The organism is Campylobacter sp. 2014D-0259 (assembly GCF_008000505.1).
GTDB lineage: Bacteria > Campylobacterota > Campylobacteria > Campylobacterales > Campylobacteraceae > Campylobacter_D > Campylobacter_D jejuni.
In genome coordinates, this window is record NZ_VOAQ01000016.1 from 85,315 (window position 1) to 109,741 (window position 24,427).

General features: G+C 29.6%; 24 protein-coding genes. 9 read left to right on the forward strand and 15 right to left on the reverse strand.

The genetic code is table 11. The features are described from left to right. Position 1: 1 nt before the first annotated feature. Positions 2–1,297, reverse strand: a complete 1,296-nt coding sequence (gene gltX / locus SR63_RS03580; protein ID WP_147498362.1) for a glutamate--tRNA ligase — start codon at positions 1,295–1,297, stop codon at positions 2–4. Between the two features lie 85 nt (positions 1,298–1,382). On the opposite strand from gltX, the gene SR63_RS03585 reads away from it, so the two are divergent. After that, complete coding sequence (locus SR63_RS03585) at positions 1,383–2,507, forward strand: metallophosphoesterase (RefSeq protein WP_002866945.1); 1,125 nt, start codon at positions 1,383–1,385, stop codon at positions 2,505–2,507. Beyond that, entirely contained in the window at positions 2,504–3,304 is an 801-nt protein-coding gene (locus tag SR63_RS03590; protein WP_002866944.1) for a phosphatidylserine decarboxylase, read from the forward strand. Before SR63_RS03585 ends, SR63_RS03590 begins: the two co-directional genes overlap by 4 nt. Here SR63_RS03590 and SR63_RS03595 read toward each other — a convergent pair. From SR63_RS03595 to SR63_RS03625, 7 genes are read right to left on the reverse strand one after another with little or no spacing between them, the layout of a single operon-like run. Next, positions 3,301–3,582 carry a FlhB-like flagellar biosynthesis protein gene (locus SR63_RS03595; RefSeq protein WP_002852641.1) on the reverse strand — a complete coding sequence of 94 codons (282 nt, stop codon included), beginning with the start codon at positions 3,580–3,582 and terminating at the stop codon, positions 3,301–3,303. The genes SR63_RS03590 and SR63_RS03595 overlap by 4 nt on opposite strands. Beyond that, positions 3,579–5,828 carry a flagellar hook-length control protein FliK gene (locus SR63_RS03600; RefSeq protein ID WP_002866943.1) on the reverse strand — a complete coding sequence of 750 codons (2,250 nt, stop codon included), beginning with the start codon at positions 5,826–5,828 and terminating at the stop codon, positions 3,579–3,581. The genes SR63_RS03595 and SR63_RS03600 overlap by 4 nt, the downstream gene beginning before the upstream one ends. Next, a complete protein-coding gene (locus SR63_RS03605) occupies positions 5,821–7,008 on the reverse strand; it encodes an MFS transporter (RefSeq protein WP_002877194.1) in 1,188 nt (395 codons plus the stop codon). The genes SR63_RS03600 and SR63_RS03605 overlap by 8 nt, the downstream gene beginning before the upstream one ends. Continuing rightward, positions 6,986–7,489 carry a membrane protein gene (locus SR63_RS03610; protein WP_002877200.1) on the reverse strand — a complete coding sequence of 168 codons (504 nt, stop codon included), beginning with the start codon at positions 7,487–7,489 and terminating at the stop codon, positions 6,986–6,988. Before SR63_RS03610 ends, SR63_RS03605 begins: the two co-directional genes overlap by 23 nt. Further along, complete coding sequence (locus SR63_RS03615) at positions 7,489–7,818, reverse strand: AtpZ/AtpI family protein (protein WP_002852414.1); 330 nt, start codon at positions 7,816–7,818, stop codon at positions 7,489–7,491. Before SR63_RS03615 ends, SR63_RS03610 begins: the two co-directional genes overlap by 1 nt. Beyond that, entirely contained in the window at positions 7,815–9,089 is a 1,275-nt protein-coding gene (gene hemL, locus SR63_RS03620; protein WP_002866940.1) for a glutamate-1-semialdehyde 2,1-aminomutase, read from the reverse strand. The genes SR63_RS03615 and hemL overlap by 4 nt, the downstream gene beginning before the upstream one ends. Then, on the reverse strand, positions 9,086–9,433 hold the full coding sequence (locus SR63_RS03625; protein WP_002852485.1) for a c-type cytochrome: 348 nt from the start codon (positions 9,431–9,433) through the stop codon (positions 9,086–9,088). Before SR63_RS03625 ends, hemL begins: the two co-directional genes overlap by 4 nt. Before the next feature lie 79 nt (positions 9,434–9,512). Between SR63_RS03625 and folD the strand changes: the two genes are divergently transcribed. Next, positions 9,513–10,361, forward strand: a complete 849-nt coding sequence (gene folD, locus SR63_RS03630; RefSeq protein ID WP_002852542.1) for a bifunctional methylenetetrahydrofolate dehydrogenase/methenyltetrahydrofolate cyclohydrolase FolD — start codon at positions 9,513–9,515, stop codon at positions 10,359–10,361. 9 nt (positions 10,362–10,370) lie between these two features. Then, a complete protein-coding gene (gene lepB / locus SR63_RS03635; protein WP_002866938.1) occupies positions 10,371–11,219 on the forward strand; it encodes a signal peptidase I in 849 nt (282 codons plus the stop codon). A 21-nt stretch (positions 11,220–11,240) separates the two neighbouring features. Here the strand turns inward: lepB and SR63_RS03640 are convergent, their stop codons facing one another. The 3 genes from SR63_RS03640 to fspA1 form a co-directional block, all read right to left on the reverse strand. Beyond that, complete coding sequence (locus SR63_RS03640; RefSeq protein ID WP_002866937.1) at positions 11,241–12,401, reverse strand: molybdopterin molybdotransferase MoeA; 1,161 nt, start codon at positions 12,399–12,401, stop codon at positions 11,241–11,243. Then, complete coding sequence (murA, locus tag SR63_RS03645) at positions 12,398–13,654, reverse strand: UDP-N-acetylglucosamine 1-carboxyvinyltransferase (RefSeq protein ID WP_002866936.1); 1,257 nt, start codon at positions 13,652–13,654, stop codon at positions 12,398–12,400. The genes SR63_RS03640 and murA overlap by 4 nt, the downstream gene beginning before the upstream one ends. A 65-nt stretch (positions 13,655–13,719) precedes the next feature. Further along, positions 13,720–14,148 (reverse strand): flagellum-secreted nonflagellar protein FspA1, encoded by a 429-nt coding sequence (fspA1, locus tag SR63_RS03650; RefSeq protein ID WP_002866935.1) that lies wholly within the window; start codon positions 14,146–14,148, stop codon positions 13,720–13,722. 94 nt (positions 14,149–14,242) lie between these two features. Between fspA1 and SR63_RS03655 the strand changes: the two genes are divergently transcribed. Further along, complete coding sequence (locus SR63_RS03655; RefSeq protein WP_002866934.1) at positions 14,243–15,115, forward strand: DMT family transporter; 873 nt, start codon at positions 14,243–14,245, stop codon at positions 15,113–15,115. Here the strand turns inward: SR63_RS03655 and SR63_RS03660 are convergent. The 3 genes from SR63_RS03660 to SR63_RS03670 are packed head-to-tail and all read right to left on the reverse strand — an operon-like array spanning position 15,102 to position 18,503. Further along, on the reverse strand, positions 15,102–15,668 hold the full coding sequence (locus SR63_RS03660) for an anthranilate synthase component II (protein ID WP_002871815.1): 567 nt from the start codon (positions 15,666–15,668) through the stop codon (positions 15,102–15,104). The genes SR63_RS03655 and SR63_RS03660 overlap by 14 nt on opposite strands. Further along, positions 15,665–17,449 carry a bifunctional chorismate-binding protein/class IV aminotransferase gene (locus SR63_RS03665; RefSeq protein WP_002877202.1) on the reverse strand — a complete coding sequence of 595 codons (1,785 nt, stop codon included), beginning with the start codon at positions 17,447–17,449 and terminating at the stop codon, positions 15,665–15,667. The genes SR63_RS03660 and SR63_RS03665 overlap by 4 nt, the downstream gene beginning before the upstream one ends. Then, positions 17,439–18,503: a tyrosine-type recombinase/integrase gene (locus SR63_RS03670; RefSeq protein ID WP_002871813.1), complete on the reverse strand. Its 1,065-nt coding sequence runs from the start codon at positions 18,501–18,503 to the stop codon at positions 17,439–17,441. The genes SR63_RS03665 and SR63_RS03670 overlap by 11 nt, the downstream gene beginning before the upstream one ends. Positions 18,504–19,130: 627 nt before the next feature. On the opposite strand from SR63_RS03670, the gene SR63_RS03675 reads away from it, so the two are divergent. From SR63_RS03675 to SR63_RS03690, 4 genes are all read left to right on the forward strand, one after another. Next, positions 19,131–19,793, forward strand: coding sequence for a thiol:disulfide interchange protein DsbA/DsbL (locus SR63_RS03675; RefSeq protein ID WP_002865934.1), 663 nt, complete (start codon positions 19,131–19,133; stop codon positions 19,791–19,793). Continuing rightward, positions 19,790–20,587 (forward strand): protein-disulfide oxidoreductase DsbI, encoded by a 798-nt coding sequence (gene dsbI, locus SR63_RS03680; protein WP_147498363.1) that lies wholly within the window; start codon positions 19,790–19,792, stop codon positions 20,585–20,587. Before SR63_RS03675 ends, dsbI begins: the two co-directional genes overlap by 4 nt. 99 nt (positions 20,588–20,686) lie before the next feature. Continuing rightward, positions 20,687–22,549 carry an aryl-sulfate sulfotransferase gene (locus SR63_RS03685; protein ID WP_147498364.1) on the forward strand — a complete coding sequence of 621 codons (1,863 nt, stop codon included), beginning with the start codon at positions 20,687–20,689 and terminating at the stop codon, positions 22,547–22,549. An 85-nt stretch (positions 22,550–22,634) separates the two neighbouring features. After that, positions 22,635–23,276, forward strand: coding sequence for a thiol:disulfide interchange protein DsbA/DsbL (locus SR63_RS03690; RefSeq protein ID WP_002865931.1), 642 nt, complete (start codon positions 22,635–22,637; stop codon positions 23,274–23,276). A gap of 33 nt (positions 23,277–23,309) precedes the next feature. On the opposite strand, the gene SR63_RS03695 is transcribed toward SR63_RS03690, so the two are convergent. Beyond that, complete coding sequence (locus SR63_RS03695; RefSeq protein WP_002865930.1) at positions 23,310–24,296, reverse strand: c-type cytochrome; 987 nt, start codon at positions 24,294–24,296, stop codon at positions 23,310–23,312. Positions 24,297–24,427: the final 131 nt, after the last annotated feature.

Here is a 24,427-nt window from a genome sequence, read left to right on the forward strand (position 1 = left end):
GTTAAATCCTTGCTAATTCGTGAATAAAATTTTTAATATAAGGATAAAGATCACCAAGCTCAGGTCCGTGGATATTTCCTGTTAAAATTATCCTTAAAGGCATGAAAAATTTTTTACCTTTTAAGTCGCTTTTGCTTAAAAGTTCATTTTTAAAATCTTCATAGTTTTCAAAAAGTTCAATATCTTTTAAGAGTTCTTTTAAAATTTTACATTCTGTTTCAAACTCTCCAAAGTCTTTTGTGTTGAAAATAGCTCGCATTTTTTCTTTAAGTTCTTTTATGGTGCTTGCTTCTTGAGTGTAAAATTTAGCAAGTTGTGCAAGATCTTTATTTAAATCTAAAATTTTATTAAGCTCATCATCTTTTATCATTTTGATATGTTCGCGATTGATTTGCAAAAGTTTTTTAAGATCAAATCTTGCTGGAGCTTTTGAAACTTTAGAAATATCAAACCATTTTATAGTCTCTTCTAAGGTAAAAATTTCACAAGGAGTTTTATTGCCTAGCATGATAAGATAATTTGCGATTGCGCTAGGTAAAATTCCACTTTCAAGTAGCCATTTTACAGAAGAATGTGCTTCTCTTTTACTCATTTTAACACCTTCTTCGTTTAAAATGATAGGCAAGTGTGCATAAGTCATAGCTTTATTATAACCTAAGCTTGCGCGGATATGTTCTTGTTTTGGAGTGTTTGAAACATGATCTTCTCCGCGTATAATACAAGTAACATTTTCAAGCATATCATCAACCGCACAAGCAAAATTATAAGTTGGAGTTTTATCTGTTCTCATGATGACAAAAGAGTCTATGTTTTCAGGCTCGAAACTAAGCTCGCCTTTGATAAAATCAGTGAATTTCATAGTATGAGTAGGTTTTTTAAGACGGATAACAAAGGGTTTTTCACATTCTAAAACATCAATATCGGCTAGTTTTTCACAAGTGCCATCGTAGCGATAAGCTTTACCTTGTTTTTTAGCTAACTCTTTTTTTGCTTCAAGTTCTTCTTCGGTACAAAAACAAGCAAAAGCTTTTTTTTCACTTATAAGTTTTAAAGCCATTTGGCGATGGAATTTTAAATTTTCACTTTGTATATAGTAATGCTGCCATGAAATACCAAAAAGATTTAAAATTTCTTTGATTTCTTCTTCTTTTCCTGCTATATTTCTAGCCTTATCAGTATCTTCAATACGTAAGATAAAATCCATATTTTTTTGTCTTGCACAGATATAATTAAAAATTGCTGCGCGTAAATTTCCTATGTGCATATCACCTGTGGGAGAAGGTGCAAAACGGTACATTTTATAGCCTTTAAAATTATTTAAAAGCTTATTATAACAGAAAAATTTATACGGATATTTAATTTTACTTGGTTATAATACTTTTATGATATTTTTAATTTTTTCTTTCATTGTATTATTGATTTTTGGCTTAGCAAATGTTTATATTTATAAAAGATTAATCAAGAAAATTACTCTTTTTAAGTATTTTTATAAAATTTTTGCCTTTATTTTTATTGTGCTTTTTTTAGCCCAAGCTGTGTTTTTAATATTTCGTAGAGATGAATATTTAAGTGATACTTGGTATGAAATTTTAGCCATGCTTTATGCGCCGACTTATTGTTTGTTTTTTATGACTTTAGCTTGGGATTTTATTAAATTGATTTTAGCTCTTATGGGTAAAAGAGATAAAAAATATAATCTTATTTTGCGTTTGATTTTTGAGTTTTCTCTTATAGTTTTAAGTGTGTTTTTAATTTATATAAGTATAAATAATGCTCTAAAAACACCTGAAGTAAAGAGTGTTGATGTTGAAATACCAAATCTTAAACAAGATTTAAAAATTGCCATGCTTACTGATATACATTTGGGTAAAAATTTGCATGAAAATTTTTTAGATAAGCTCATCACTAAAGTGAATTTGCAAAGTCCTGATATGGTTGTAATAGTAGGAGATCTGATTGATACTAATCCTAAAGATTTAAAAAATTACATCTCAAAACTTAATGATTTTAATTCCACTTATGGAACTTTTTATGCCTTGGGAAATCATGAGTATTATCATGGTATCAATGAAGTTTTGGATTTACTTAGAAAACATGCTAATATGAAAATTTTAGTCAATCAAAATTTAGATTTGGGTTTTATAAATATTGCTGGACTTGGAGATTTAGCCGGACTTAATAAGGGGTTATATGCTCCTGATTTAGCAAGAATAAAAGTGGATTTAAATACAAGTAAAGCTAGTATTTTACTCACACATCAACCTAAAACAGCTTTGCTTTATGATTTAAGTGATTTTGACCTTGTTTTAAGTGGGCATACGCATGGAGGGCAAATTTTTCCTTTTATGTTTTTAGTTAAACTTCAGCAAGGTTTTGTTCATGGGCTTTATAATTTAGGAGAAAAAACTAAGCTTTATGTGAGTAGTGGAGCAGGATTTTGGGGGCCAAGTCTTAGAGTTTTTGCTCCGAGTGAAATAGTGATTTTAAATTTAAAAGGAAAAAAATGAGTTTTTCAAAAGAAAGTTCGAGGCTTTTTGGTTTTGTAGCGGGGATTAAATTTCCTAAAATGATACAAAAAGTTATTAATGAAAATTATGTTAAGTATTTTAATATCGATATGAGTGAATTTAAATCTCCTTGTGAATACGAGAGTTTAAATGCTCTTTTTACAAGAACTTTGCACATTCCAAGAAAACTTGAAGAAGGTTTTATCAGTCCAAGTGATGGTAAAATTTTAGAGTGTGGAAGTACTTTTTTGGCAAATGAAGAACATTTTGCTTTTTCTATAAAAGGGCATACTTATAGCATTGAGGAGCTTTTAAAAGATAGCTTTGAAAAAGATGAGCTTAAAAATGGGCTTGATTATGTCAATATCTATCTTTCTCCAAAAGATTATCATCGTTATCACAGCCCTTGTGATATGCAAATTTTAAGCGCAACTTACACAAGCGGCGCCCTTTATAGTGTAAATGAAAAGCATTTAGAACGCATTAGTAATTTATATGTAAAAAATGAAAGAGTGAGTTTAAAATGTCAAAATGAAAAAGGTATTTTTTGGCTTGTTTTTGTAGGAGCGCAAAATGTAGGAAAAATGCGTTTTAATTTTGATACAAGCATACAAACCAATGCTAAAATTTCTCATAATTTTACTAGAAAATATGAAAATTTAAATTTCAAAAAAGGCGAAGAACTAGGAAATTTTGAACTGGGTTCTACTATAGTTTTAATCTCTCAAAAAGGGATTTTAAATTTTAATTTAAAAGCAGGGCAGGGTATTAAATTTGGAGAAAAAATAGCGGATTAGTTTTTAGGAGTTTTATTTGCCATTTGATAGATAAAGGCAAAAACTTCAGCTACAGCTTTATACATATTAGGTGGAATTTCATCGCCTAAGTCAAGTTTGCTTAAAATTTCTATTAAATCTTCATCTTCTTTAATGGGAACTCCGTGTTCCTTGGCTAAAGAAATAATTTTAGCAGCACTTTCACCTTTGCCACTTGCAAGCACTTTTGGGGCAGAGTTTTTTTCTTTTTGATAGCCTAGAGCTACAGCTTTTTTAATTGATCTTTTGATTTTGCTCATACTTTTTTATCCATACCCATTTCAAGATCTAAATTTTTCATATTTCTAGTATCAAATTTACTTCTTATGATATCACCTACAAAGAAATTTGCACTTAAAAGTCCTGCTTTATTGATATTTCTTTTAAGCTCATGGGCATTTTCATAGATGGTTTTTCTAAATTCAATATTTTCTGCCATAATATTAATATCTATATATTTTTCATTATTTAAAGAAATAAGAATTTCCAAATCCCCAAGTTTTGCAAATTCGAGTTTAATCTGAGCAAAAAATTTATCCTTTTTTCCGCGTCTAAACATAATTTTAGAATCATTTAAATCATCCCAAGAAAAAGGCAGATAAGTATTGATAGAATCATTAGCTAAAGACATAAGCTGATTGATTTCAATTTGTGCTAAAAGACGATTAGCTTGATTATATACAGCTTCATTGCCTTCATTTTTAGCCAAATTTGAAATTTGCAAAAGTGTTGATTTTACATCATGATGTAAAGATTCAGCTATATCTTGTTCTGTTTTTGGTTTAATTTGCGCTAGATCTTTGGTAGAAAGATTGAGTTTGTGTTCGAGATTTTTAAGTTCTGCTTGATTAAGCTTGGCATTTTGAGTATAGGGTTCAAGTTCTTTCAAGCTTTCATTAAGTCTACGAGAAAGATTGTTTAAATTTTTACTTAAATCTTGCACTTGTTCTAGATCTAAATTCTCTACATTAAATGCTAAATTTTTTACAATATTTTGTTTTATAAATTCCTGATTTTTAAAAATATTTTGCATAGTTTGGTTATTGTTAGATTGAATATTTTGAGAATTATTTAAATTTTGCGTATTGTTTGTGTTAGGATTTGAAGTGTTGGTATTTGTATTGATTGAAGTTTTGTTTTCTGTTTTTGTTTCATAAAATTTTGGATTTTCTTTGATATTTTCTTTTGATTTTTCTTGTTTTCCATCTTTAATTTTTTCTTGGTTTGGAGTAGAGTTTTTTATATCATTGTCTGGCTTATTTTCTGTTTCATTGTTTTGAATATCATTTTTTGTATCTTGAGTATCTTCTTCGTGAGTTTTTATATCAGAATCTAAATTTTCATCTTCTTTTATATCAGTTTCTTTTGCATGCGAATTTTCTTCGTTTTTTGAATCTTGCTTAATATCGGTTTTAGTATCATCTGTGAGAGTTTCTTCTTTTGATGCTTTTATATGTTTTTCTTCATCTTGGTTTTTTGTGTTATGATTAAGTTTTTCTTCTTTCATATTTTCTTTGTTGCTTAAAAGATTTTCTAAAATATTTTCTTTATCTTGTATTTTAGAAGCTTGATTGCCTAGTATATTTTTTAAAGTATTTTCAAGTTTTTCAAAGGCGGTAGCAGTTTGCTTAAGGATGTTTGGATCTTTTATCATTAAATTTTCTGGCTTATTAAGAGCTTTGAAAAAATCATTTTTGATGGAATTTAATTCTTTTAAAATTTTATTAGCTATAGGGGTGATTTTTTCTTGAGCATGACTGGGATTTTTACTTATATAATTTTTAAAATTTTCCAATTTAGAACTTAAATTTAAAAGTGCTTTAAAAGAACTTTGATTTAAAATTTGCTTATTTTCATTTTTGCTAGAATTAATAATATTTTTTAATTCTTTTAAAGTGTCTTTTGGGCTTAAATTTGTATTTGCAAGCTGGGCTATCTGAACGCTTAGTTTTTCGCTACTAAGACCTTTGATTGTACTTAAAAGAGAGTGAAAACTTTTGGGTAGTAATTCTTCGTTTAGGGCATCTTTTAATTTAGCTTCTAAAAATACGCCTGAATTTTTAAACAAAGGAGCTAAGTTATTGTTTTTTATTTCACTGGCAGGTTTTAAAATTTGATTTAATCTATCTAAAACTTGTGTAAAAGTATCGCTTTTTGCAAGTTCTGTACTTAAAGTTTTTAATTCATTAGCAAAATTAGGAGCTAAATTTAAATTTTTTCCTTGTTTAAGTACAGGGGAATCGGGATTTTTTTGAGCATTGATTTGATCTAAAAGTTTATTAACAAGTTCTTTTAATTTGGTACCTGTTTCATTTTGAACAAATTTTGCTAGTATTTCCTCACTACTAGCGTCCTTGCTTAAACCTAAATTTTGCTTTAAAGCTTGTGCAAGTGCTTCTTTTGGATTGTCTTTTAAATTTGTTTTATCTTTTGAAGCAGAGTTATCTACTTTTAAATCATTTTTTTGCGTATTGACAATTTGACTTGCTAGTTGAGTATTAATCATCAAATATCACCATATTTCCAGGCTTTTTCTTAAATTTTTTATTTAAAATATTTGGTTTATTGATAGCAAAAAGAATTAAAAATGCTAAAGAAATTATATAAAACCATATAAAACCTTTGATTTCAAAATATTGCATTAAAAAACCTAAAATTAAAGGGCCAAACAAAGAGCCCAAAGAATAACAAAAAAGAACCCCACGACCTAACTCTACGCCTTTATTTTTGCTTACTAAAACATCGTTTGCTCTAGCAAGTGCTAAAGCATATAAACAAAATATTCCTATACCAAGAGTAATTCCTAAAAAATATTGCATATACAAATGAAGTTTAAAAAAGATAAATATAAGCATAGTGATAAATCCTATGCTTGCGCAAGTGATAATAGCAAATTTGCGACCAAGTTTATCTGAAATAGTTCCTATGATGGTTTGTGCAATAAAACCACCTAAAACCCCACAAAATATAAAATAAGAAACCGCTTTTGTATCAAAACCTTGCAAAAGTATAAATAAAGATGCCATAGAAAAAAAGCCATTTATAAGCATTCCAGCTATAAAGCTTGTGACGATAGCCAAAGGAGCTATATCAAAAATTTTAGGTATAGAAATAGGACTTGATGCGGGCAAAACAGGTTCTTTGATTTTAATTAGATTTAAAGGTAAAGATGAAAGTAAAATTAAAGTTGCACTGAGAATAAATACACTATGTTTGCTCAAATTTAACGCTATGATTAAAACTCCAATACCAAACGCAAGATAAAAAACAATTTCATAAAAACCTAAAATTCTAGATCGAATGGCATTTTTGCTTTTTTCATTAAGCCATGATTCTATGACCATTAAAAGTCCATAGTAGCAAATTCCTATGAAAAATCTTAAAACAGCCCAAAAAATAAGATTTTCGCTTACTGTATGAAGCATAGCTGAAATTCCAAAAATAGCACCAAATAGCCCAAAAGAGCGTATATGACCTATACGAGAAATAATTTTATGAGCACTGATAGTTCCAACAAGAGCGCCTACAAAAAAACAAGAACTTACTACTCCAACAGCTAAAGAACTTTCTCCGTTTTCTTTTAATATAACACCTATAGAGCTTACTATCAAGGCATTACCTGCAAATAAAAATGCCATACCAGCAAAAAGTGCTGTCATTGATTTAATAATTTTTTTTGGACTCATACTTTTTTATATATAAAATAAAAATAAACACACAAACTAGCAAGGATGAAATTCCACAAATATAAGCAAAGATATCTAATTTATCTTGGCGATGTAAAAATAAAAATCCAGCAACCAATATTACATAAGCCATCAATTTAAAGAGAGTAAAAAACATAGCAAAAAAATGGATTTTCTCTTTAACATTTGGCTTTAAATCGTCTTTTAGAACTTTAAAATGAATAATTTTTGATAAATTTTGTTTTTTTTTGATAAAAAGCGATGAAATGAAATTAAAATTTTTTTCATAATTTTTTGATTTTTTTATAATGACTTTTTTATAATTTAAATAAGAAGCAAAAATAATCAATAAAACACTAAAAAAAGCTATTTCATAGCTTAAAAATGTATCTAATTTAAAATGATTTAACGATGAAAATATGATCCAAAAAAATAAATGAATAATGGCAAAAATACAAAATAGAGCTTTTTTATGTTCCATTATTTGTTCTTTTCTTTTTGAATTTTTTCTTTGATCAACTCATCTCTTTCTTTAAATTCTTCATAGCTTTTTACTTGAACTTTATAAGCTTTGTAAACATTAAGTATGGCAGCACTGATCCCCCAAAAAACTCCAAGCCAAAAAAGCCAAGGATAAGGAGTAAATTTTTTAAGTAAATATCCTATTCCCACACCTATAAATACAGCAACAACCATAGAGATGCCAAGACTTAAACCATCCGCAGCTTCAAGAGTTTTGCGAATGATTTTTTGTCTTTTGCTGTTGGAATTTTCTAAGTGATTTTTTTCTTCTTTTAAAATATTACTCATATTCTTTTAAAGCTTTCCCTAACAGCCTCTAGTGTTGTATCTATAATTTTATCATCCATTTTTGAACATATAAAGCCTGTTTCAAATTGAGAAGGTGCTAAATAAATTCCATTTTCAAGCATATTTTTGTGAAATTTTGAAAATAATGCTAGATCAGATTTTAATGCATCTTGGTAGTTTGATACAGGATCTTTGGTGAAAAAGTATCCAAACATAGAACCTACATGACAAGCTTGCAGCGGAAGTCCTTTTTCATCTGCTAATTTTTTCATTCCTTGGGTAAGTTTTTTTGCTAATTTTCCAAGTTTGTCATAAAGCTTGGTTTTCTTTTTGGCTTTTGTAAGACTTGCTATACCTGCAGCCATTGCCAAAGGATTTCCACTTAAAGTTCCTGCTTGATAAACTCCACCCAAAGGACTTAAAATATCCATAATTTCAGCTCTAGAAGCAAATGCTGCTGCAGGTAGACCGCCTCCTATTACCTTACCAAAAGTAATTATATCTGCTTGGATATGATTGATTCCATAGGAACCAAGGTAAGATGCTCTATATCCACTCATTACCTCATCAAAAATCAGCAGAGTTTGATTGTTTTTACAGATCTTAGCAAGTTCTTCTAAAAAATCTTGTTTAGCTGGAACTAACCCCATATTTCCAGCAATAGGCTCAATGATAACACATGCAATATCTTTATTTTTTTCAAAAAGCTCTTTAACGCTATTTATATCATTATATTTAGCTACTAAAGTGTGTTTAGCTACATCTTCTAAAACACCCAAAGAACTAGGAGAGTTAAAAGTAGCAGCACCACTTCCTGCACTCACTAATAATGAATCAGAATGCCCGTGATAACATCCTTCAAATTTTAAAATTTTGTCTTTTTTAGTAAAACCACGGGCAAGACGAATAGCACTCATGGTTGCTTCTGTTCCACTGCTTACAAAGCGGATCTTTTCTAAATGAGGAAAATCAGATAAAACAAGCTTGGCAAGTTCAGTTTCTAATAAAGTTGGAGCTCCAAAACTTGAACCTTTATGAAGTGCTTTTTGACAAGCTTTTTGTATATCTTTATCGCAATGTCCAAAAAGTAAAGGCCCCCAGCTTTGAACATAGTCTATATAAGAATTTCCATCTATATCGAAAATATAAGCACCTTTTCCATGAGAAATAAATTTTGGCTCACTTTGAACATTTGCAAAAGCACGAACTGGAGAATTTACACCGCCTGCGATGAATTTACACGCTTCTTTAAAAGCTTTTTTGTTTGTCATTTTTCTTCCTTGCTAAATTGCTTGATGTAATTATATAAAGTTACAATTTCATCATTTGTTAAAGAGTAATTTGGCATGATTGATTTTGCGTCTTTACTCTGATTAAGAGAATTTTTAAAATTCTCAAAACTAAGATTTTGTATACTTGGAACTTTATAAGCTGTTTTAATACCATTTTTCATATAATATCCTAAAATTTGTTCGCTTCCATCTGCTCCATGACATTCTTTACAACTAATGCCCCTTGGATTTTCATAAAGCATTTTAGAGTATTCTTTAAGAGTGATAAAATCAGCACCAAAAAGACTGATACTAAATAAAAAAAACATTAAAACAATTTTCAAAGTTTCACCTTGTTAATGAAGTTTTAATATGATACAATTTTTACTTTAAAAAAGTGATTAAATTTATAGAAGGAAAATAATGACTTTGCTTGATGGTAAAGCTTTAAGCGCAAAAATCAAAGAAGAATTAAAAGAAAAAAATCAATTTTTGAAAAGCAAAGGGATTGAAAGCTGTTTAGCTGTTATCTTAGTTGGAGATAATCCTGCAAGTCAAACTTATGTAAAATCTAAGGCTAAAGCCTGTGAAGAATGTGGAATTAAATCTTTAGTTTATCATCTTAATGAAAATACTACACAAAATGAACTTTTGGCATTGATTAATACCTTAAATCACGATGATAGTGTTCATGGAATTTTGGTTCAGCTTCCCTTACCTGATCATATTTGTAAAGATTTAATACTTGAAAGTATTATAAGTAGTAAAGATGTTGATGGCTTTCATCCTATTAATGTAGGATATTTAAATTTAGGCTTAGAAAGTGGGTTTTTGCCTTGTACTCCACTTGGAGTTATGAAGCTTTTGAAGGCTTATGAAATTGATTTAGAAGGAAAAGACGCTGTTATTATAGGTGCTTCAAATATAGTAGGTCGTCCTATGGCTACTATGCTTTTAAACGCTGGAGCTACAGTAAGCGTTTGTCATATTAAAACCAAAGATTTGAGCCTTTATACTAGGCAAGCTGATTTGATTATAGTAGCAGCAGGTTGTGTGAACTTACTTCGATCGGATATGGTAAAAGAAGGAGTGATTGTTGTTGATGTTGGAATCAATCGTCTTGAAAGTGGAAAGATAGTTGGAGACGTGGATTTTGAAGAGGTATCTAAAAAATCTAGTTATATAACTCCTGTTCCAGGTGGAGTAGGTCCTATGACTATAGCCATGCTTTTAGAAAACACAGTTAAATCTGCTAAAAATAGACTTAATTAGGGAAAATCTATGGAAATTTTAAAGAAATTATATAAATTTTCACAGTCTTGGACTGGAACTGTAGTTATTGTTCTTTTGGTGATTTTTTTCTTTATACAAGCTTTTGTTATTCCTTCTGGTTCTATGAAAAACACCTTGTTGGTAGGGGATTTTTTATTTGTTAAAAAATTTAGCTATGGTATCCCAACTCCTCATATTCCTTGGTTGGAAATTCCTGTTTTGCCTGATTTTAATAAAGATGGGCATTTGATAAAAGCACAAGGGCCACAAAGAGGAGATATAGTTGTTTTTAGAAATCCTAGAAATGAAAAAGAACACTTTGTAAAGCGTTGTGTAGGCACAGGAGGAGATAGGATAGTTTATGCAAATAAAACACTTTATGTAAGAATGCATGAGGGTGATGAATTTATGAAAGAACATTATCCGAATGATCTTGTTACTCTTGGAGGGCAAATTTATGTAAAAGAACCTTATAAACAAAAAGGTATTCATTATGATCCAAAAAAAGATATAGAAAGCGATATTTTACGCTTTCTTAGCATAGGTGATTTTGCCATGTCTCCAACTTATATTAAAGAACTTGGAAATCATATAGGTTTTAGCGGCGGAAATGCTTATGTTTTTGATGTACCTGAAAATGAGTATTTCATGATGGGTGATAATCGCGATTATTCTTATGATAGTCGTTTTTGGGGTTCTGTTCCTTATAGGTTGATAGTAGGTAAACCTTGGTTTGTATATTTCTCTTGGGATAAAGATAAAAATGTTCGCTGGGAAAGGATAGGGCGTTTTGTTGACACCTTGGAAAATGATGAACAATATATCCATGATCATGATGATGAGGATAAATTAAGCTAATGTTTGTGAAAAACACAAACATTATATTTTTAAAAGCGTGATTTCATCACCTTTTTTTAATTCACTTGTATTTTCTTCGCTTATAAGTAAAAACTCACTTTTAATAAGTGGAAGTATCATACCAGATCCAAATTTATTTTCATTAAATGGTGTAAAAATATCTTTTTCTAAATTTCCTAAAATGAGATTGTTTCTTCCACTTTTAAGCTTTAAATCCATACCCATTGTAGCATGAAATTTTAAAGGATTGTCTAGGTTTCCACTTAATAAAGCAATAATTTTTTTAGCAAAAATAAAACAAGAAAGATAAGCTGCCATAGGATTTCCTGGTAAAATCAATACGAAATTTTTACCCTTTCTATAAAGTTTAGTAGGTCTTGCAGGGCGTGCTTTTAGTCCTTTAAAAAGCGGAGTAAAGCCTAATTCATCTAAAGCTTTTTCCATAAAATCAGCCTCGCCAACGCTTGCACCTCCTGAAGTGATTAAAAGATCAAAATTTGTATTTTCTAAAGCTTCTTTAGTGCTTTTAAAATTATCTTTGATGATGCCCAAATAAGAAGTATTTTGAAGCATGGTTAGTAAAGACAAAGCATTGGTATTATAAATACTTTCTTCATCGCATTCTTGCCAAGGTTCTTTTAGCTCATTTCCACTTGAAAAAATACCTATACGAATTTTTCTTATGACTTCTATTTTATAAAGCCCTTGAGAAGCAAGCAGGGCGATATGTTTATCATTAAGTTTGGTGCCTTTTTGAAGTAAAATTTCACCTTTTTTTAATTCTTCGCCTTTATAGCGATAGGCATTGTATTGTTTAGGAGCTTTTTTAATGATGAGTTTATTTTCTTCTATATACTCATCTTCTAACATTAAGATAGTATCAGCATTTTTGGGCATTTTAGCCCCTGTCATGATTTTATAGCATTCATTTTTAGCAACTGTATAAAAATTTTTATCTCCTGCAAAAATAGTCCCTTTAATCTCCAAAGCTTCATTGATATCAGTATAATTAAAAGCATAGCCATCAAGAGCAGCATTGTCAAAACTGGGTAGATTTTTTCTAGCGTATAAATCTTTAGCTAAAATTCTATCTTTTGCTTTTTCAAGGCTAATAAGTTCACTTTCATCTAAGCATGAAATTTGATCTTCTAAGTCTTTTAAGGTTTCAAAGATATTTTTCATTCTTCAAGCCTTGTGATTTTAGCCCCTAAGCCTTTAAATTTTTCTTCTAAATTTTCATAACCCCTATCAAGATGATAAATTCTATGGACTTTGCTTGTGCCTTTAGCTGCAAGAGCTGCTAAGATAAGGGCTGAAGAAGCACGCAAATCTGTAGCCATGACATCAGCAGCGTTAAGTTCTTTTCCGCCTACTATAGTAGCAATATGACCGTTGAGTTTAATATCCGCACCCATTCTTAAAAGTTCACTTACATGCATGAAACGATTTTCAAATAGTCTTTCATCGATAATACTAGTTCCATTAGCTTTTAAGGCTAATGCCATAAACTGCGCTTGCATATCGGTTGGAAAGCCTGGATATTCACTTGTCATGATTTCTACAGGTTTAATTTCTTTAGCAGGAAGTAGGGTGATACTATCTTCTGCAATCAAAGTTTCAAAACCCATTTGATGAAGTTTTGCTAAAACTGCACTAAGATGAGTGGCATTAACTTTATCTAAAGTAATTTTAGAATTTGTAATAGCCCCAGCACAAAGATAAGTTCCTGCCTCAATTCTATCAGGTATAACGCTAAATTCTTTAAATTCTAAAAGTTCTCCATCAGTGCCATAAATTTCAAGTTCATCTGTACCTATGCCTTTAATTTCAAGTCCTGCGTCTTTTAAAACTTCGCAAAGTTGAACTACTTCGGGTTCTTTTGCAACATTTAAGAGTTTGGTTTTACCTTTAGCTAGAGCTGCTGCCATGATGATGTTTTCACTACCTGTAACCGTGATTTTATCAAAAAGAATTTCATTGCCTTTTAAATTTCCACTAGCTACGACATAGCCTTGTTTGATTTGTATATTTGCCCCCATTTTTTCCAAGGCTAAAAGATGTAAATCAATAGGTCTTTGTCCTATGGCACATCCACCAGGCAAAGATACTTCACAATGCCCAAAACGAGCAAGTAAAGGCCCTAGAGTAAGTATGGAAGCACGCATTTTACGCACAATGTCATACTTGGCTATGGTTTGATTAAGAGTGTTTGTGTTTAATAAAGCACTATTGTTTTGAAAATTGACCTTAGCGCCTAAATTTTCTAGCAAAGATATAAGAGTTTTTATATCAGCAACATTAGGAACATTGTTGATTTTTACTTCATTTTTAGCAAGTATACTTGAAACGATCAAGGGTAGGGCAGCATTTTTTGCTCCGCTTATTGTAACATTTCCGCTTAGATGATTTGTGCCTTCGATTTCTAGATAAGTCATATTTTTCCTTGAAAAAGTTTAAAAATGCATCATTATAGCATTCTTAAACTTTTGAAAAAATATAATCAAGCTTGTTGGCTTTGGAGTTCTTGAATTTGAGCTTGAATAGTTGAAGCTTGGGCATTTAATGTTGCTATTTGACTTTCAATACTTTTGATTTGATCCTCATTAGCTTTAGACATTTTCGCAGTTAGTTCAACAATTTTTGCTTGAATTTCTGCAAGCTTTTGTGTTAATTCTGTAAGTTTATCTTCACTATCGCTGCTACTATCTTGTTGTGTGTTGTTTTGTGCGTTTAAAGCTTGAGCTGGAGCTTGAGAATTGTTTTGATTAGAAGTATTTGATTTTTCTTTGGCTTCTTTGCTGATATTTACCTCTACAGCTGGATCTTGCGCTAAAGCGTTTTGTTCTTGATTTTTAGAGTTTTGATTTTCTTCGTTTGAGTTGACTTTAACATATTGACTTAAGCTATTTAAGGAATTGTTAATTTGCATATTTTCTCCTTAATTTATAATATATATTACACTAAATCGACATTATTTAAAAAAAATATACTATAATTTAAAATAATTTTTATTAAGGTTTGCAATGGGCGTATTTTTAGTTCTTTTGGGAGGTATTTTTTGGGCTATTAGCGGTGTTTTAGCTGAATACCTTTTTAAAAATAATTATAGCGTAGATTGGGTTTGTTTTTATAGGCTTTTATCTACAGGGTTGATTTTGATTTTTTTAAGTTTTAAAGCTCAAAAGATTTTAGTTTTTACAAATTTAAAAGAAAGCTTAAGTATTTGTATGTTTGGATTTTTTGGGCTTTTGCTAACACAATTTGGTTATTTTAAGGCTATTTATTATACCGATGCTGGAACTGCAACTATGATACAATATTGTGCACCTTTAATTATAATGCTTTATTTGTGCTTTAAAAATAAAAAATTTCCTAAATTGATAGAAATTTTTGCTTTGATTTTGATTATTTTTGCTTTGTTTTTGCTTGCAACTAAAGGAGATATTGAAGCGGTGGTTTTAAATTATTGGGGTATTTTTTGGGCTGTTATAGGAGCTTTTGGAGTTGCTTTTTATTCTTTAAGTGCTAGAGAAGTGATATTAAAATATGGTCTTTTTTGGATAATGGGTTGGGCGAGTCTTTTTGCTTCTTTTGTATTTTTATTAATCTTGCAATTTGATAAGGGTTTAATTCACTATGCTTTTAACTTAAAAGCATTTTTTTCTATGGGCGGGATTGTCTTTATCGGAACTATAGGGGCTTTTTGTTTGTATTTAAAAGGAGTGGAATATATAGGCGCTCTAAGAGCTAGTATGATTGCTTCCATAGAACCTGTAGCAGCTGCTTTAATGAGTTTTTTATTTTTAAAAACCCGTTATAGCTTGCTTGATATTTTTGCTTTTGTTTTGATTATATTGAGTGTTATTTTAAATGCAAAAAAGACTAAAGCTTCATAAAGTTTTTAAGTATTTTTTTGCCTTTTTGAGTTAAAACCGCTTCAGGGTGAAATTGCAATCCATAAATAGGATATTTTTTATGTTTAATTGCCATAATAATATTTTCTGAATTATGAGCTAAAATTTTGCATTTTTTAGGCATAGAACTAATGTGTAAAGAATGATATAAGCAAATTTCAATTTCTTTTTTAATACCCTTAAAAATAGGATCTTTTTTAAAATAAAGTTTAGAAATTTTGCCATGCATGGGATTTTGCATTTTAGAAACCCTACCGCCAAAAATTTCAGCTATACACTGATGTCCTAAACATATACCTAAAATTTTTTTATTTTTTTTAAAATATTTGATTGCTTTTAAGCTTAATTTAGATTCCTTAGGAGAATGAGGGCCAGGAGAGATGATAAGATGAGTGAAATCAAATTTTTCTAATTCTTTAGCTTTTTTAAAGGCATCATTTTTTATCACTTTACATTCAAAACCAAGTTCTTTAAGATAATAGATGATGGTATAACTAAAAGAATCATAATTATCTATAAATAAAATTTTCTTCATTGCAATTTTACCTTTTTTAAACCACGCACGGAATTAATACAATAAATATTTTCTGCTTCAAATAAATCTTGTTTAAATAATGCTTTTTCTTTTATCAAACCAAGATTGATTAAGAAATTTCTATATACGCCATTTAACATACCGCTTTGAATTTGTGGAGTATAAAATTGAGTGTTTTTTTCTAAGATGAGATTGGTTCTTGAGCCTTCGCAAAGTTCATCTTTTTCGTTAAAAAAAGCTATGTCATAACACAAGTTTTGTTGCCATTTGTATGAGTGTTGATTATAAAAAGTACGCAACGAGCTTTTGTGATAGAGATTGTCACTTTTTGAGTTAATTTTATCATCACTTAAAAGCAGAATATCGTTTGAATTTTGTTTTAAGGCACTTTGTTGAAATTCGTATCTTCCGTCTTTGTATAAAATAAGCTTTAAAATTCCTTCTTTGTGTGGATTTTTAAAGGGTAGGGGAAAATTATAAAATAAAGAGTGTTTTTTGTGGAAAATTTTTTCATCGAGTTTAAAAAGTGTAAAATTTTGATATTCTTTATAAGAACTTTTTTGATTTAAAATATTATAAAAATCTTTAAAGAGCTTGTGAGTATTAAAATTAAATTTAAGAGCTGAATTTATAAGCCTTAATAAATGTTCTTTTAAAAATAAAATTTGAGAATTTTTAAAATATATGGTTTCAAAAAGATGAAAATCACAAGGATTTAAAATCGCACTTTTAAGTTTTAATTCTTCAAATTCATCTTTGAATTTTGAGTCCCAAACCAAGCCACTACCCGTGCTATAAGTATAAATTTCATCTTGTTTTTCTAAGGTGCGTATGGCTACGCTAAATTTATTTTTATTTTTGTGTATTAAACCTATAGTTCCGCAGTAAATACCACGATCTCTTTGTTCTAATTCTTCAATAAATTTAATGCTTTCAAGCTTTGGAGCACCTGTAATAGAACCACAAGGAAAGAGAGCTTTAAAAATTTGATATAAAGAAATATTTTTTTTAAGTTTTCCTTGTACGCTTGAAGTCATTTGATGTAAAGTAGGGTGACTTTGAATTTCAAAAAGTTTGGTTTTTAAGCTTTTTTTTGTGATGATTTTTGAAAGATCGTTGCGTAAAAGATCGCAAATCATAACATTTTCACTTAGATTTTTTGTATCATTTTGCAAGAAGGTTTTATTTTCTTCATCTTTTATAGGATCTTTATCACGCTTAATTGTGCCTTTCATAGGTTTTGTAAATATTTTTCTTTTTTTGGTCTTGAAGAAAAGTTCAGGTGAGAAGGACAAAATTTCTCTTGTTTCATCTTTTATAAAAGCTTTAAATTCAGTATCTTGTCTAGAAAGTAAAAGTTTAAAAAGTTCAAAAGAATCCATTTTGCTATGAAATTTAAAATTTTGAGTGAGGTTGATTTGATAAACTCTTCCTTTGGAGATTGCCTCTTTAACCTTGATGAAATTTTCTTTGTAATTATCTTGATCTAAAAAATTTATAAATTCAGGAATAAATTTTTCTTCATCGATATCTTCTTTTTGAAATTTTTTTCTTTTTTTAAAAGCAAATACAGACAAATAAGCTTTTTTGCTTGTGAAATTTTTATCTTGAAAATATCTATATAGCTCATAATCAGCAAGCATTAAAATATAAAAATCATTTTTATATTTTTCTATAAATTTAAAGCACTTTTTACTTTCTTTGTGATTAAAGGCTTTTAAAGTGTGTTTTAAATCATGGTAAAAATATTTACCAAAAATAGCATAGTTTTCAAGAGTCACTTAATTCCTTTGCAACCTGTGCGGCAAGTTTTAATTTATCGTTATCAAAATGAGTGTAAATTCTTGAGGTATTTAAACTTGCATGCCCTAAAGCTTCTTGAACTAAAACTAAATCTTTTTGTTTTTTATAAAGTAGGGTGGCAAAAGTATGACGCAACATGTGAGCACCATTTTTTTGTTTGCGAATTCCTGCACGAAATAAAAGCTGTTCTACTATGCGACTGACATAAGATTGAGTCAGTGGAGTGCCTTTTTTATTGACAAAAAGTAGGGCGTCTTTGCTCATATAATTAATACTTACATTTTTAAGCAAATCGTAAATAAGTTCTTTTTTTATCATTACAACACGATATTTATTGCCTTTAGCTCTTATTCTTATGATATAAAGATCATTTTCTTCGCTAATATCACCCATTTTGATATTGATAGCTTCGCTTACCCGTATGCCTGTAAAAATGATGATTTTAATAATAAGTTTATTGCGTACAGTATTGTTTCTAAAATCTGCATTTTCAATAGCATCAAGAAATTTTTTAAGCTCTTCTTCGCTCATAAATTCAGGTAATTTTACCCCTTTAGAACCCGCTATACCTGCCCAGTTTTTAAGATTGATATCGAAAATATGCGCTTTTTCATCTTCTTCATTTTGCTTGTCTAAAAAATCAAAAAAATTAATCACAGCAATACGGTAATTTTTTTTACTTGCATCTGATAAAGCACCTGTTATACTTGCTAAAACTTCTACAATGAGTTCTTCATCAATCTGTTTTAAAGAATAAAGCTTGTAAAAATTTAAATATTCGAATACTTTTTTTAAAGGATTAAAATAAGTATTAACTCCACTTAAACCAGCATTTCTTGCTTTTTTTGCTAGAGCGTCAAGTTCATCAATGTTTTTTACACCTTTTGTAAGAGCAAAATTAACTTCTGCTAAAGCTTGTGGATTTTTTAACTCTTTGTTAGATAGTGAGTTGAGTTTAAATTTTACATATTTTGCTAGCCAAAATAAGAATGATTTTTCAAAATTTTCTTCACAATCTAAAGGGTATTTCATAAAAACTTTTCCTAAATCTAAAATTTTTAGCTTTTTAACTAGAAAAGGTATTTTAGTATTAACTTAGTAAAAAAAAGCTTTTTTAGGAAAAAGTTTGTTTTTATATACAAGGCAAAAAGATTAAAATATTTTTATTAAATAAATCTTATATCAATCATAAAAAGATATGATAAAAGGTAAAAATATGTAAAATTTATAATTTTGTATTGAAAACTGTAATTTTCAAACTTTTTTATATACGCCTAGATAATTCTACTTTGATATGGATTAAATTACTATTTTTACATATTTTTATGATTTTACCTTTTGAGTGAAATAAACTTATCCATAAAATATAATGTAAAAAATTGATAATTTTATTTTGTAAATTAAAATTATATTTTACTTTTCTTGAAAACTATAAAGAATATTTAAAAATTAAATTATTTTATATTATTATCAAAATATACATAAAAATGATAACTTGTGCATTAAATTTTTTAATCCCCTATTCTTGATTTTTAGTTAAAGTAAATATTCTTAGTTATAAAATTTTTAAGAATATTTTTATTTTAATAGTTTTATAATGGTTATTACATAAAAACTTAATAAAAAGTTTTATCAAAACCAAATTTCAAGGAGAAGGTAATGAAATTTCCAGTAAAATTAGCAAGATCTATTGTTGTATGTGCTTTTTTAGCAGGTATAAGTGCTAGTGCATTAAGTGAAGGTAAAGAATATATAATTCTTAAAAATCCTATTGCTAACGCTGATAATTCATTGATTGAAATTTTTTCTTATCGCTGTACTCATTGTTATGATCATCACAAATTTAATACCATGGGTAAAGTTAAAGAAAAATTACCTAATTTAACTTACAAATTTTATCCTGTAAGTTCTATGGGAGATTATGGAAGGCAAGCTAATGAAATTTTTGCTTTTGCGGCATTTAAGGATGGTGTAAATAAAATTGATCCTACGGATAAAAATAGCTTAACTCATAAAGTTGCTAAAGCTTATTTTAATGCATATTTTAAGAAAAAACAAAGATGGGAAAATGGTAAAAATCCTGAAGCTTTTTATAGTGTCGGTTTAAAAGCAATGAATGTGAGTAAGGCTGATTTGGAAAATTTCTTAAAAACTCCAGAGGCTGCAGAGCTTTTAAAAAGTTATGAAATTGCCAATCCTATTTCGCAAAATTATGGCACCCCTGCTTTTGTTGTTAATGGAAAATATCAAATCATTCCAAGTGCAATCAACTCTCCAGAGGCTTTGATTGAAATTACTAAAGAACTTAGCAAACAAAAATGAGTTGTATAAAAATGAAAGATAATTGCAGAAAATTTTCACTTTCTAAATGGCAAGATACGCGCAAACCTTGGTTAATTTTGATTATAGTTACTATAGGACTTACTTGTATAGCACATTTTTTATTTCAAGAATATCTTTTTATGGAACCTTGTGAACAATGTGTGTATATAAGATTTGATATGCTTGTTATGGCTATAGGCGGTATGATTGCATTAATCAACCCTACAAATAATATTATAAAAATTTTTTCTTATAGCTTAGCTTTTTATGGAATTTGGCTTGGCTTGGAGCATTGTCTAACTTTAAATCATATTCATGAAGTGGTTCATTCTGAAAATCCTTTTGCAGGTGTAGATGGATGTCGTGAAATTCCTATTTATCCATTTAATTTACCTTTGCATGAGTGGGCTCCTAGTTGGTTTTTGCCAACAGGAGAATGTGGGATGGATACCCCTGTAGCTCCAGAAAACGCTTATAATCATCTTAATGCTTTTCAAAAATTTTTTATAGGAACTCCACCTGATTTTGAAAATGGGCTTTATAGCAATGGTTGGTATTTGATTCCTAGTTTAAAGTTTATGAATATGGCAATTTGCTGTCTTATAGCATTTTTATGTTGTTTTATTGTGCTTTTTGCAATGTTTATAGCCTATGTTTTAGATAAAAATAAACTTAATGCTAAAATTTTTGCATTGGTGATTGTTATTTTGGTTTTAGTGCTTAAATTTATAGGCGAACCAAAAAATCCAAATCAAAATATAGCTAGTTTAAATCATTTAAATCAAGTCGTTTAAAGATACTCTTAAAATACGCAACAAATTATTTTTGCTGCGTATTATTAAAATTTTATTAAGCTATTTTAGGATGGCTTAAATAATTTTAAAGGATTGATCATGAGACTTAGCAAAACTCTTTGCATGGCACTTTTGGCGGGTTCTACCCTACTTGCACCTAATGCTTTAATGGCCATGGGTGGTCCTAGTGGAGCGAAAATAGATTGGCAAATTCAAGGACAAATAGGCGCGATTAAAATGAATCCTTATGGATTGTCTCCTTTGACCGCTATTATTATGGACAATGGTTATGTCTTAAGCGATATAAAAGTAACCATTGTTCCTAAACCAAATGGTCAAACTATTTCTTATAATGTGAATTCTAAAATGGCTAAGACTTACGGTGGAATTCCTATTTTTGGACTTTATCCTTCTTATTTAAATACGGTAAAGGTAAGTTATACTAAAACTGCAAATGGTAAAAGTCAAAAAGTCATTGATGAGATTTATAAAATTACAACTCCAGGGGTTAGCATAGAACCAAGTGGAAGTACTGATCAAAGAGGAACTCCTTTTGAAAATGTGAAAGTATTAAAAATGGATCCAAAATTTTCAGATAGGCTATATTTAGTAAATAATGCTCCTGGAAAACAATCTGGCAAAGGCTCACAATCTGTATGGAATAATCCTGTAGGTGGTGCTATGGAATGGGATGAAAATTCAAATGTCTTTATCATAGATACTAAGGGTGAAATCAGATGGTATTTTGATAACGATAAACTAATGAACTGGGATAATATTTACAATCGTGGAATTATGATGGGCTTTCATCAAAACAAAGATGGAGCTTTAACTTGGGGATTTGGTCAAAGATATGTAAAATATGATATCTTAGGAAGAGAAATTTTCAATCGCAAATTACCTGCTGCCTATATAGATTTTTCTCATGCTATGGACAATATGCAAAATGGGCATTATTTATTAAGAGTAGCTTCAGCAAATACTTTGCGTCCAGATGGTAAGCATGTACGCACAGTGCGTGATACTATTGTAGAAGTAGATGAGAATGGTAATGTTGTTGATGATTGGAGATTGTATGAGATTTTAGATCCTTATAGAAGTACCATTATCAAAGCTTTAGATCAAGGTGCAGTGTGTTTAAATATAGATGCAAGCAAAGCGGGTAAAACTTTAAGCGATGAAGAGCTTGCCAAAATGGATGAAAGCGACAAATTTGGAGATATAGCAGGTACAGGTATAGGTAGGAATTGGGCTCATGTAAATAGCGTTGATTATGATCCAAGTGATGACAGTATTATTATTTCTAGTCGCCATCAAAGTGCTGTTGTTAAAATTGGTCGTGATAAAAAAATAAAATGGATTTTAGGAGCACATAAAGGGTGGAATAAAGAATTTCAAAAATATTTATTGCAACCTGTAGATAAAAATGGCAAAAAAATTGTTTGTGATGATGATTATAGCAAATGCCCAGGTTATGAAAATGACAATGGTGGATTTGATTTCACTTGGACGCAACATACAGGCTGGAGAATTGATAGTAAATCAAACAAGCGTTATATTTATATAAGTGTTTTTGATAATGGTGATGCAAGAGGAGCTGAACAACCTGCATTTGCAAGTCAAAAATATTCTCGTGCTGTAATTTATAAAATCGATCAGCAAAATAAAACTGTGGAACAAATTTGGGAATATGGTAAAAATCGTGGAAATGAATGGTTTTCTCCTGTAACTTCTCTAACTCAATATGAACCAGATAAAGATTCTATTATGGTTTATAGCGCAACAGCTGGAATGGCTTTTGATCTTAGCAAAGGTGTAAGTCTTAGGGAACCAAAACCTGAAATTGATGAATTTAACTGGGGCGCTAAGGAACCTTCGGTTCAAATTCAATTTAGCGGTTCAGGCACGGGTTACCAAGCAATGCCTTTTAGTGTTGATCAAGCATTCAATCTTAAAAAATAACAATAAGCCCAAAAATAAATTTGGGCTTATTTATTTTTTTTAAATAAAATTATCTTTGAAAATTTTATTTAACCAAGGATATAATATGCGTAAATTTTTTTGCAAATTTGTTTTAACGCTTGTATTTTGTTCAAGTTTTGCATTAGCAAATAATAGTTTTATTACCCTTAATCCAAGTTTACCCAACTCTGAAAATAGTGTAATAGAAGCATTTTCTTATAAATGTATACATTGTTATAATCATCATAAATTTGGAACTCTTGAAAAACTAAGAGAAGCTTTTCCAAATTTACATTTTAAACTCTATCCTGTAAGTTTAATGAATGGGGAATTTTCCAAAGAAATGAATGAGCTTTTTGCCTTTGCTCAATACAAAGATGAGCAAAATGGTAAAGATGCGAGTTATTCTGATAGTTTATCTCATAAACTTGCTGATGTTTATTTTGTTTCTTATTTTTTAAACAAGCAAAGAAATTTTTCAAATTTAGATGAATTTTACGACATAGGCTTAAAGGCTATGAATGTAAATAAAAATGAAGTATTAAATTTTTTAAATACCCCAAAAGCTAAAGAAATTTTAAGCGAGTTTCAAAGAGCTAATGATATAGCTAAAACCTATGGCACCCCTGCTTTTGTTGTTAATGGAAAATATCAAATTAACCCAAGCGCAATCAATTCAATGCAAGATTTAGAAGATCTAGTTAAAAAATTAAGCAATATGAAATAATAAATTTTTAAGGCAATAAAAATTGCCTTAAAATTATTTTTTGATCATATTTGTATAAGGTCCATAGCGATGTTGGGTTGTAGAAAAGCTATCATCATAAGGTCCTACATCCATATCTAAAGGCTTAACCTTTCTATCTGGAAAGTCTTTATCTCTATTTGCTTTAATAGGGCGAGCTTGTGAATTCATGTAAGCTGCTACATCATAAGCATCTTCAAGACTTAAGTCAGGCGCACCTTGAGGCATATTTTCTTTAATATAAGAAGCAGCTTTGATAAGACGATACATTCCAGCTCCTGTATTATAACTATCATCACCCCAAAGTGGTGGATAAAGATAATACGCCCCTGCGCTATCCTCATTTTTAAGCCCTAAGCCATTTTCTTGATGACAAACGGCACATTTATCCATATAAATTGCCTTACCTTTTTTAGGATCAGCTGCTCTTGAGATAAAATCTATCTTCTTAAGTCCCTGCCCTTCTATCTTAGCTCCTACTGGAACTCCTTGAGATAACCATTGCATATAAGTTAGCATGGCTTTCATTTCAGGTGTATCGCTAGGCATTCTTTTGCCATTCATAGAGCGTTCAAAACAGCCATTGATCCTATCTGCTAAGGTAATTACTTTATCTCCTCTGGCATTATATTGTGGAAATCTTGCCCAAATTCCTACAAAACCCGATTGATTTTGCACACTTCCACCATTAGCATGACAGCTTGAACAAGAAAGATTATTTCCCGCAAATCTTTTTTTAGGATCTTTGGCCTGTGGACCCACATATTTGCTTGTTTCATTAAGAATTTTATTTCCTAAAATAACCATTTTGCTATATTCTGAATTTTTTGGCATTTTAGTTTCATCTATAGTGCCATCTTCATTTAAAGCCTTAGGCAAATTCCATTTAGCAGTAGGCAGGTCAATACCTGTTGCACTCTTGGTTTTTTCCAAATTTGGATCTAAGGCTAAAGCACAACTTCCACATAACAACAAAGTTAAAACTATAGAAAATTTATTCATCAATTTTCCTCCTTATTTTGCGTAATTTAAATTCAGTATAAGACTTTATTTAGAAAAAGTCAATAAAACCTAATTACATTTTAAGAAAAAAGCTTTAAACCTTAAAATAATATTCATTTATATTTAAAATA

Coding starts and splice junctions, on each gene's coding strand:
- gltX (WP_147498362.1), bottom strand. CDS start 1,297: ATGTACCGTTTTGCACCTTCTCCCACAGGTGATATGCACATAGGAAAT.
- SR63_RS03585 (WP_002866945.1), top strand. CDS start 1,383: ATGATATTTTTAATTTTTTCTTTCATTGTATTATTGATTTTTGGCTTA.
- SR63_RS03590 (WP_002866944.1), top strand. CDS start 2,504: ATGAGTTTTTCAAAAGAAAGTTCGAGGCTTTTTGGTTTTGTAGCGGGG.
- SR63_RS03595 (WP_002852641.1), bottom strand. CDS start 3,582: ATGAGCAAAATCAAAAGATCAATTAAAAAAGCTGTAGCTCTAGGCTAT.
- SR63_RS03600 (WP_002866943.1), bottom strand. CDS start 5,828: ATGATTAATACTCAACTAGCAAGTCAAATTGTCAATACGCAAAAAAAT.
- SR63_RS03605 (WP_002877194.1), bottom strand. CDS start 7,008: ATGAGTCCAAAAAAAATTATTAAATCAATGACAGCACTTTTTGCTGGT.
- SR63_RS03610 (WP_002877200.1), bottom strand. CDS start 7,489: ATGGAACATAAAAAAGCTCTATTTTGTATTTTTGCCATTATTCATTTA.
- SR63_RS03615 (WP_002852414.1), bottom strand. CDS start 7,818: ATGAGTAATATTTTAAAAGAAGAAAAAAATCACTTAGAAAATTCCAAC.
- hemL (WP_002866940.1), bottom strand. CDS start 9,089: ATGACAAACAAAAAAGCTTTTAAAGAAGCGTGTAAATTCATCGCAGGC.
- folD (WP_002852542.1), top strand. CDS start 9,513: ATGACTTTGCTTGATGGTAAAGCTTTAAGCGCAAAAATCAAAGAAGAA.
- lepB (WP_002866938.1), top strand. CDS start 10,371: ATGGAAATTTTAAAGAAATTATATAAATTTTCACAGTCTTGGACTGGA.
- SR63_RS03640 (WP_002866937.1), bottom strand. CDS start 12,401: ATGAAAAATATCTTTGAAACCTTAAAAGACTTAGAAGATCAAATTTCA.
- murA (WP_002866936.1), bottom strand. CDS start 13,654: ATGACTTATCTAGAAATCGAAGGCACAAATCATCTAAGCGGAAATGTT.
- fspA1 (WP_002866935.1), bottom strand. CDS start 14,148: ATGCAAATTAACAATTCCTTAAATAGCTTAAGTCAATATGTTAAAGTC.
- SR63_RS03655 (WP_002866934.1), top strand. CDS start 14,243: ATGGGCGTATTTTTAGTTCTTTTGGGAGGTATTTTTTGGGCTATTAGC.
- SR63_RS03660 (WP_002871815.1), bottom strand. CDS start 15,668: ATGAAGAAAATTTTATTTATAGATAATTATGATTCTTTTAGTTATACC.
- SR63_RS03670 (WP_002871813.1), bottom strand. CDS start 18,503: ATGAAATACCCTTTAGATTGTGAAGAAAATTTTGAAAAATCATTCTTA.
- SR63_RS03675 (WP_002865934.1), top strand. CDS start 19,131: ATGAAATTTCCAGTAAAATTAGCAAGATCTATTGTTGTATGTGCTTTT.
- dsbI (WP_147498363.1), top strand. CDS start 19,790: ATGAGTTGTATAAAAATGAAAGATAATTGCAGAAAATTTTCACTTTCT.
- SR63_RS03685 (WP_147498364.1), top strand. CDS start 20,687: ATGAGACTTAGCAAAACTCTTTGCATGGCACTTTTGGCGGGTTCTACC.
- SR63_RS03690 (WP_002865931.1), top strand. CDS start 22,635: ATGCGTAAATTTTTTTGCAAATTTGTTTTAACGCTTGTATTTTGTTCA.
- SR63_RS03695 (WP_002865930.1), bottom strand. CDS start 24,296: ATGAATAAATTTTCTATAGTTTTAACTTTGTTGTTATGTGGAAGTTGT.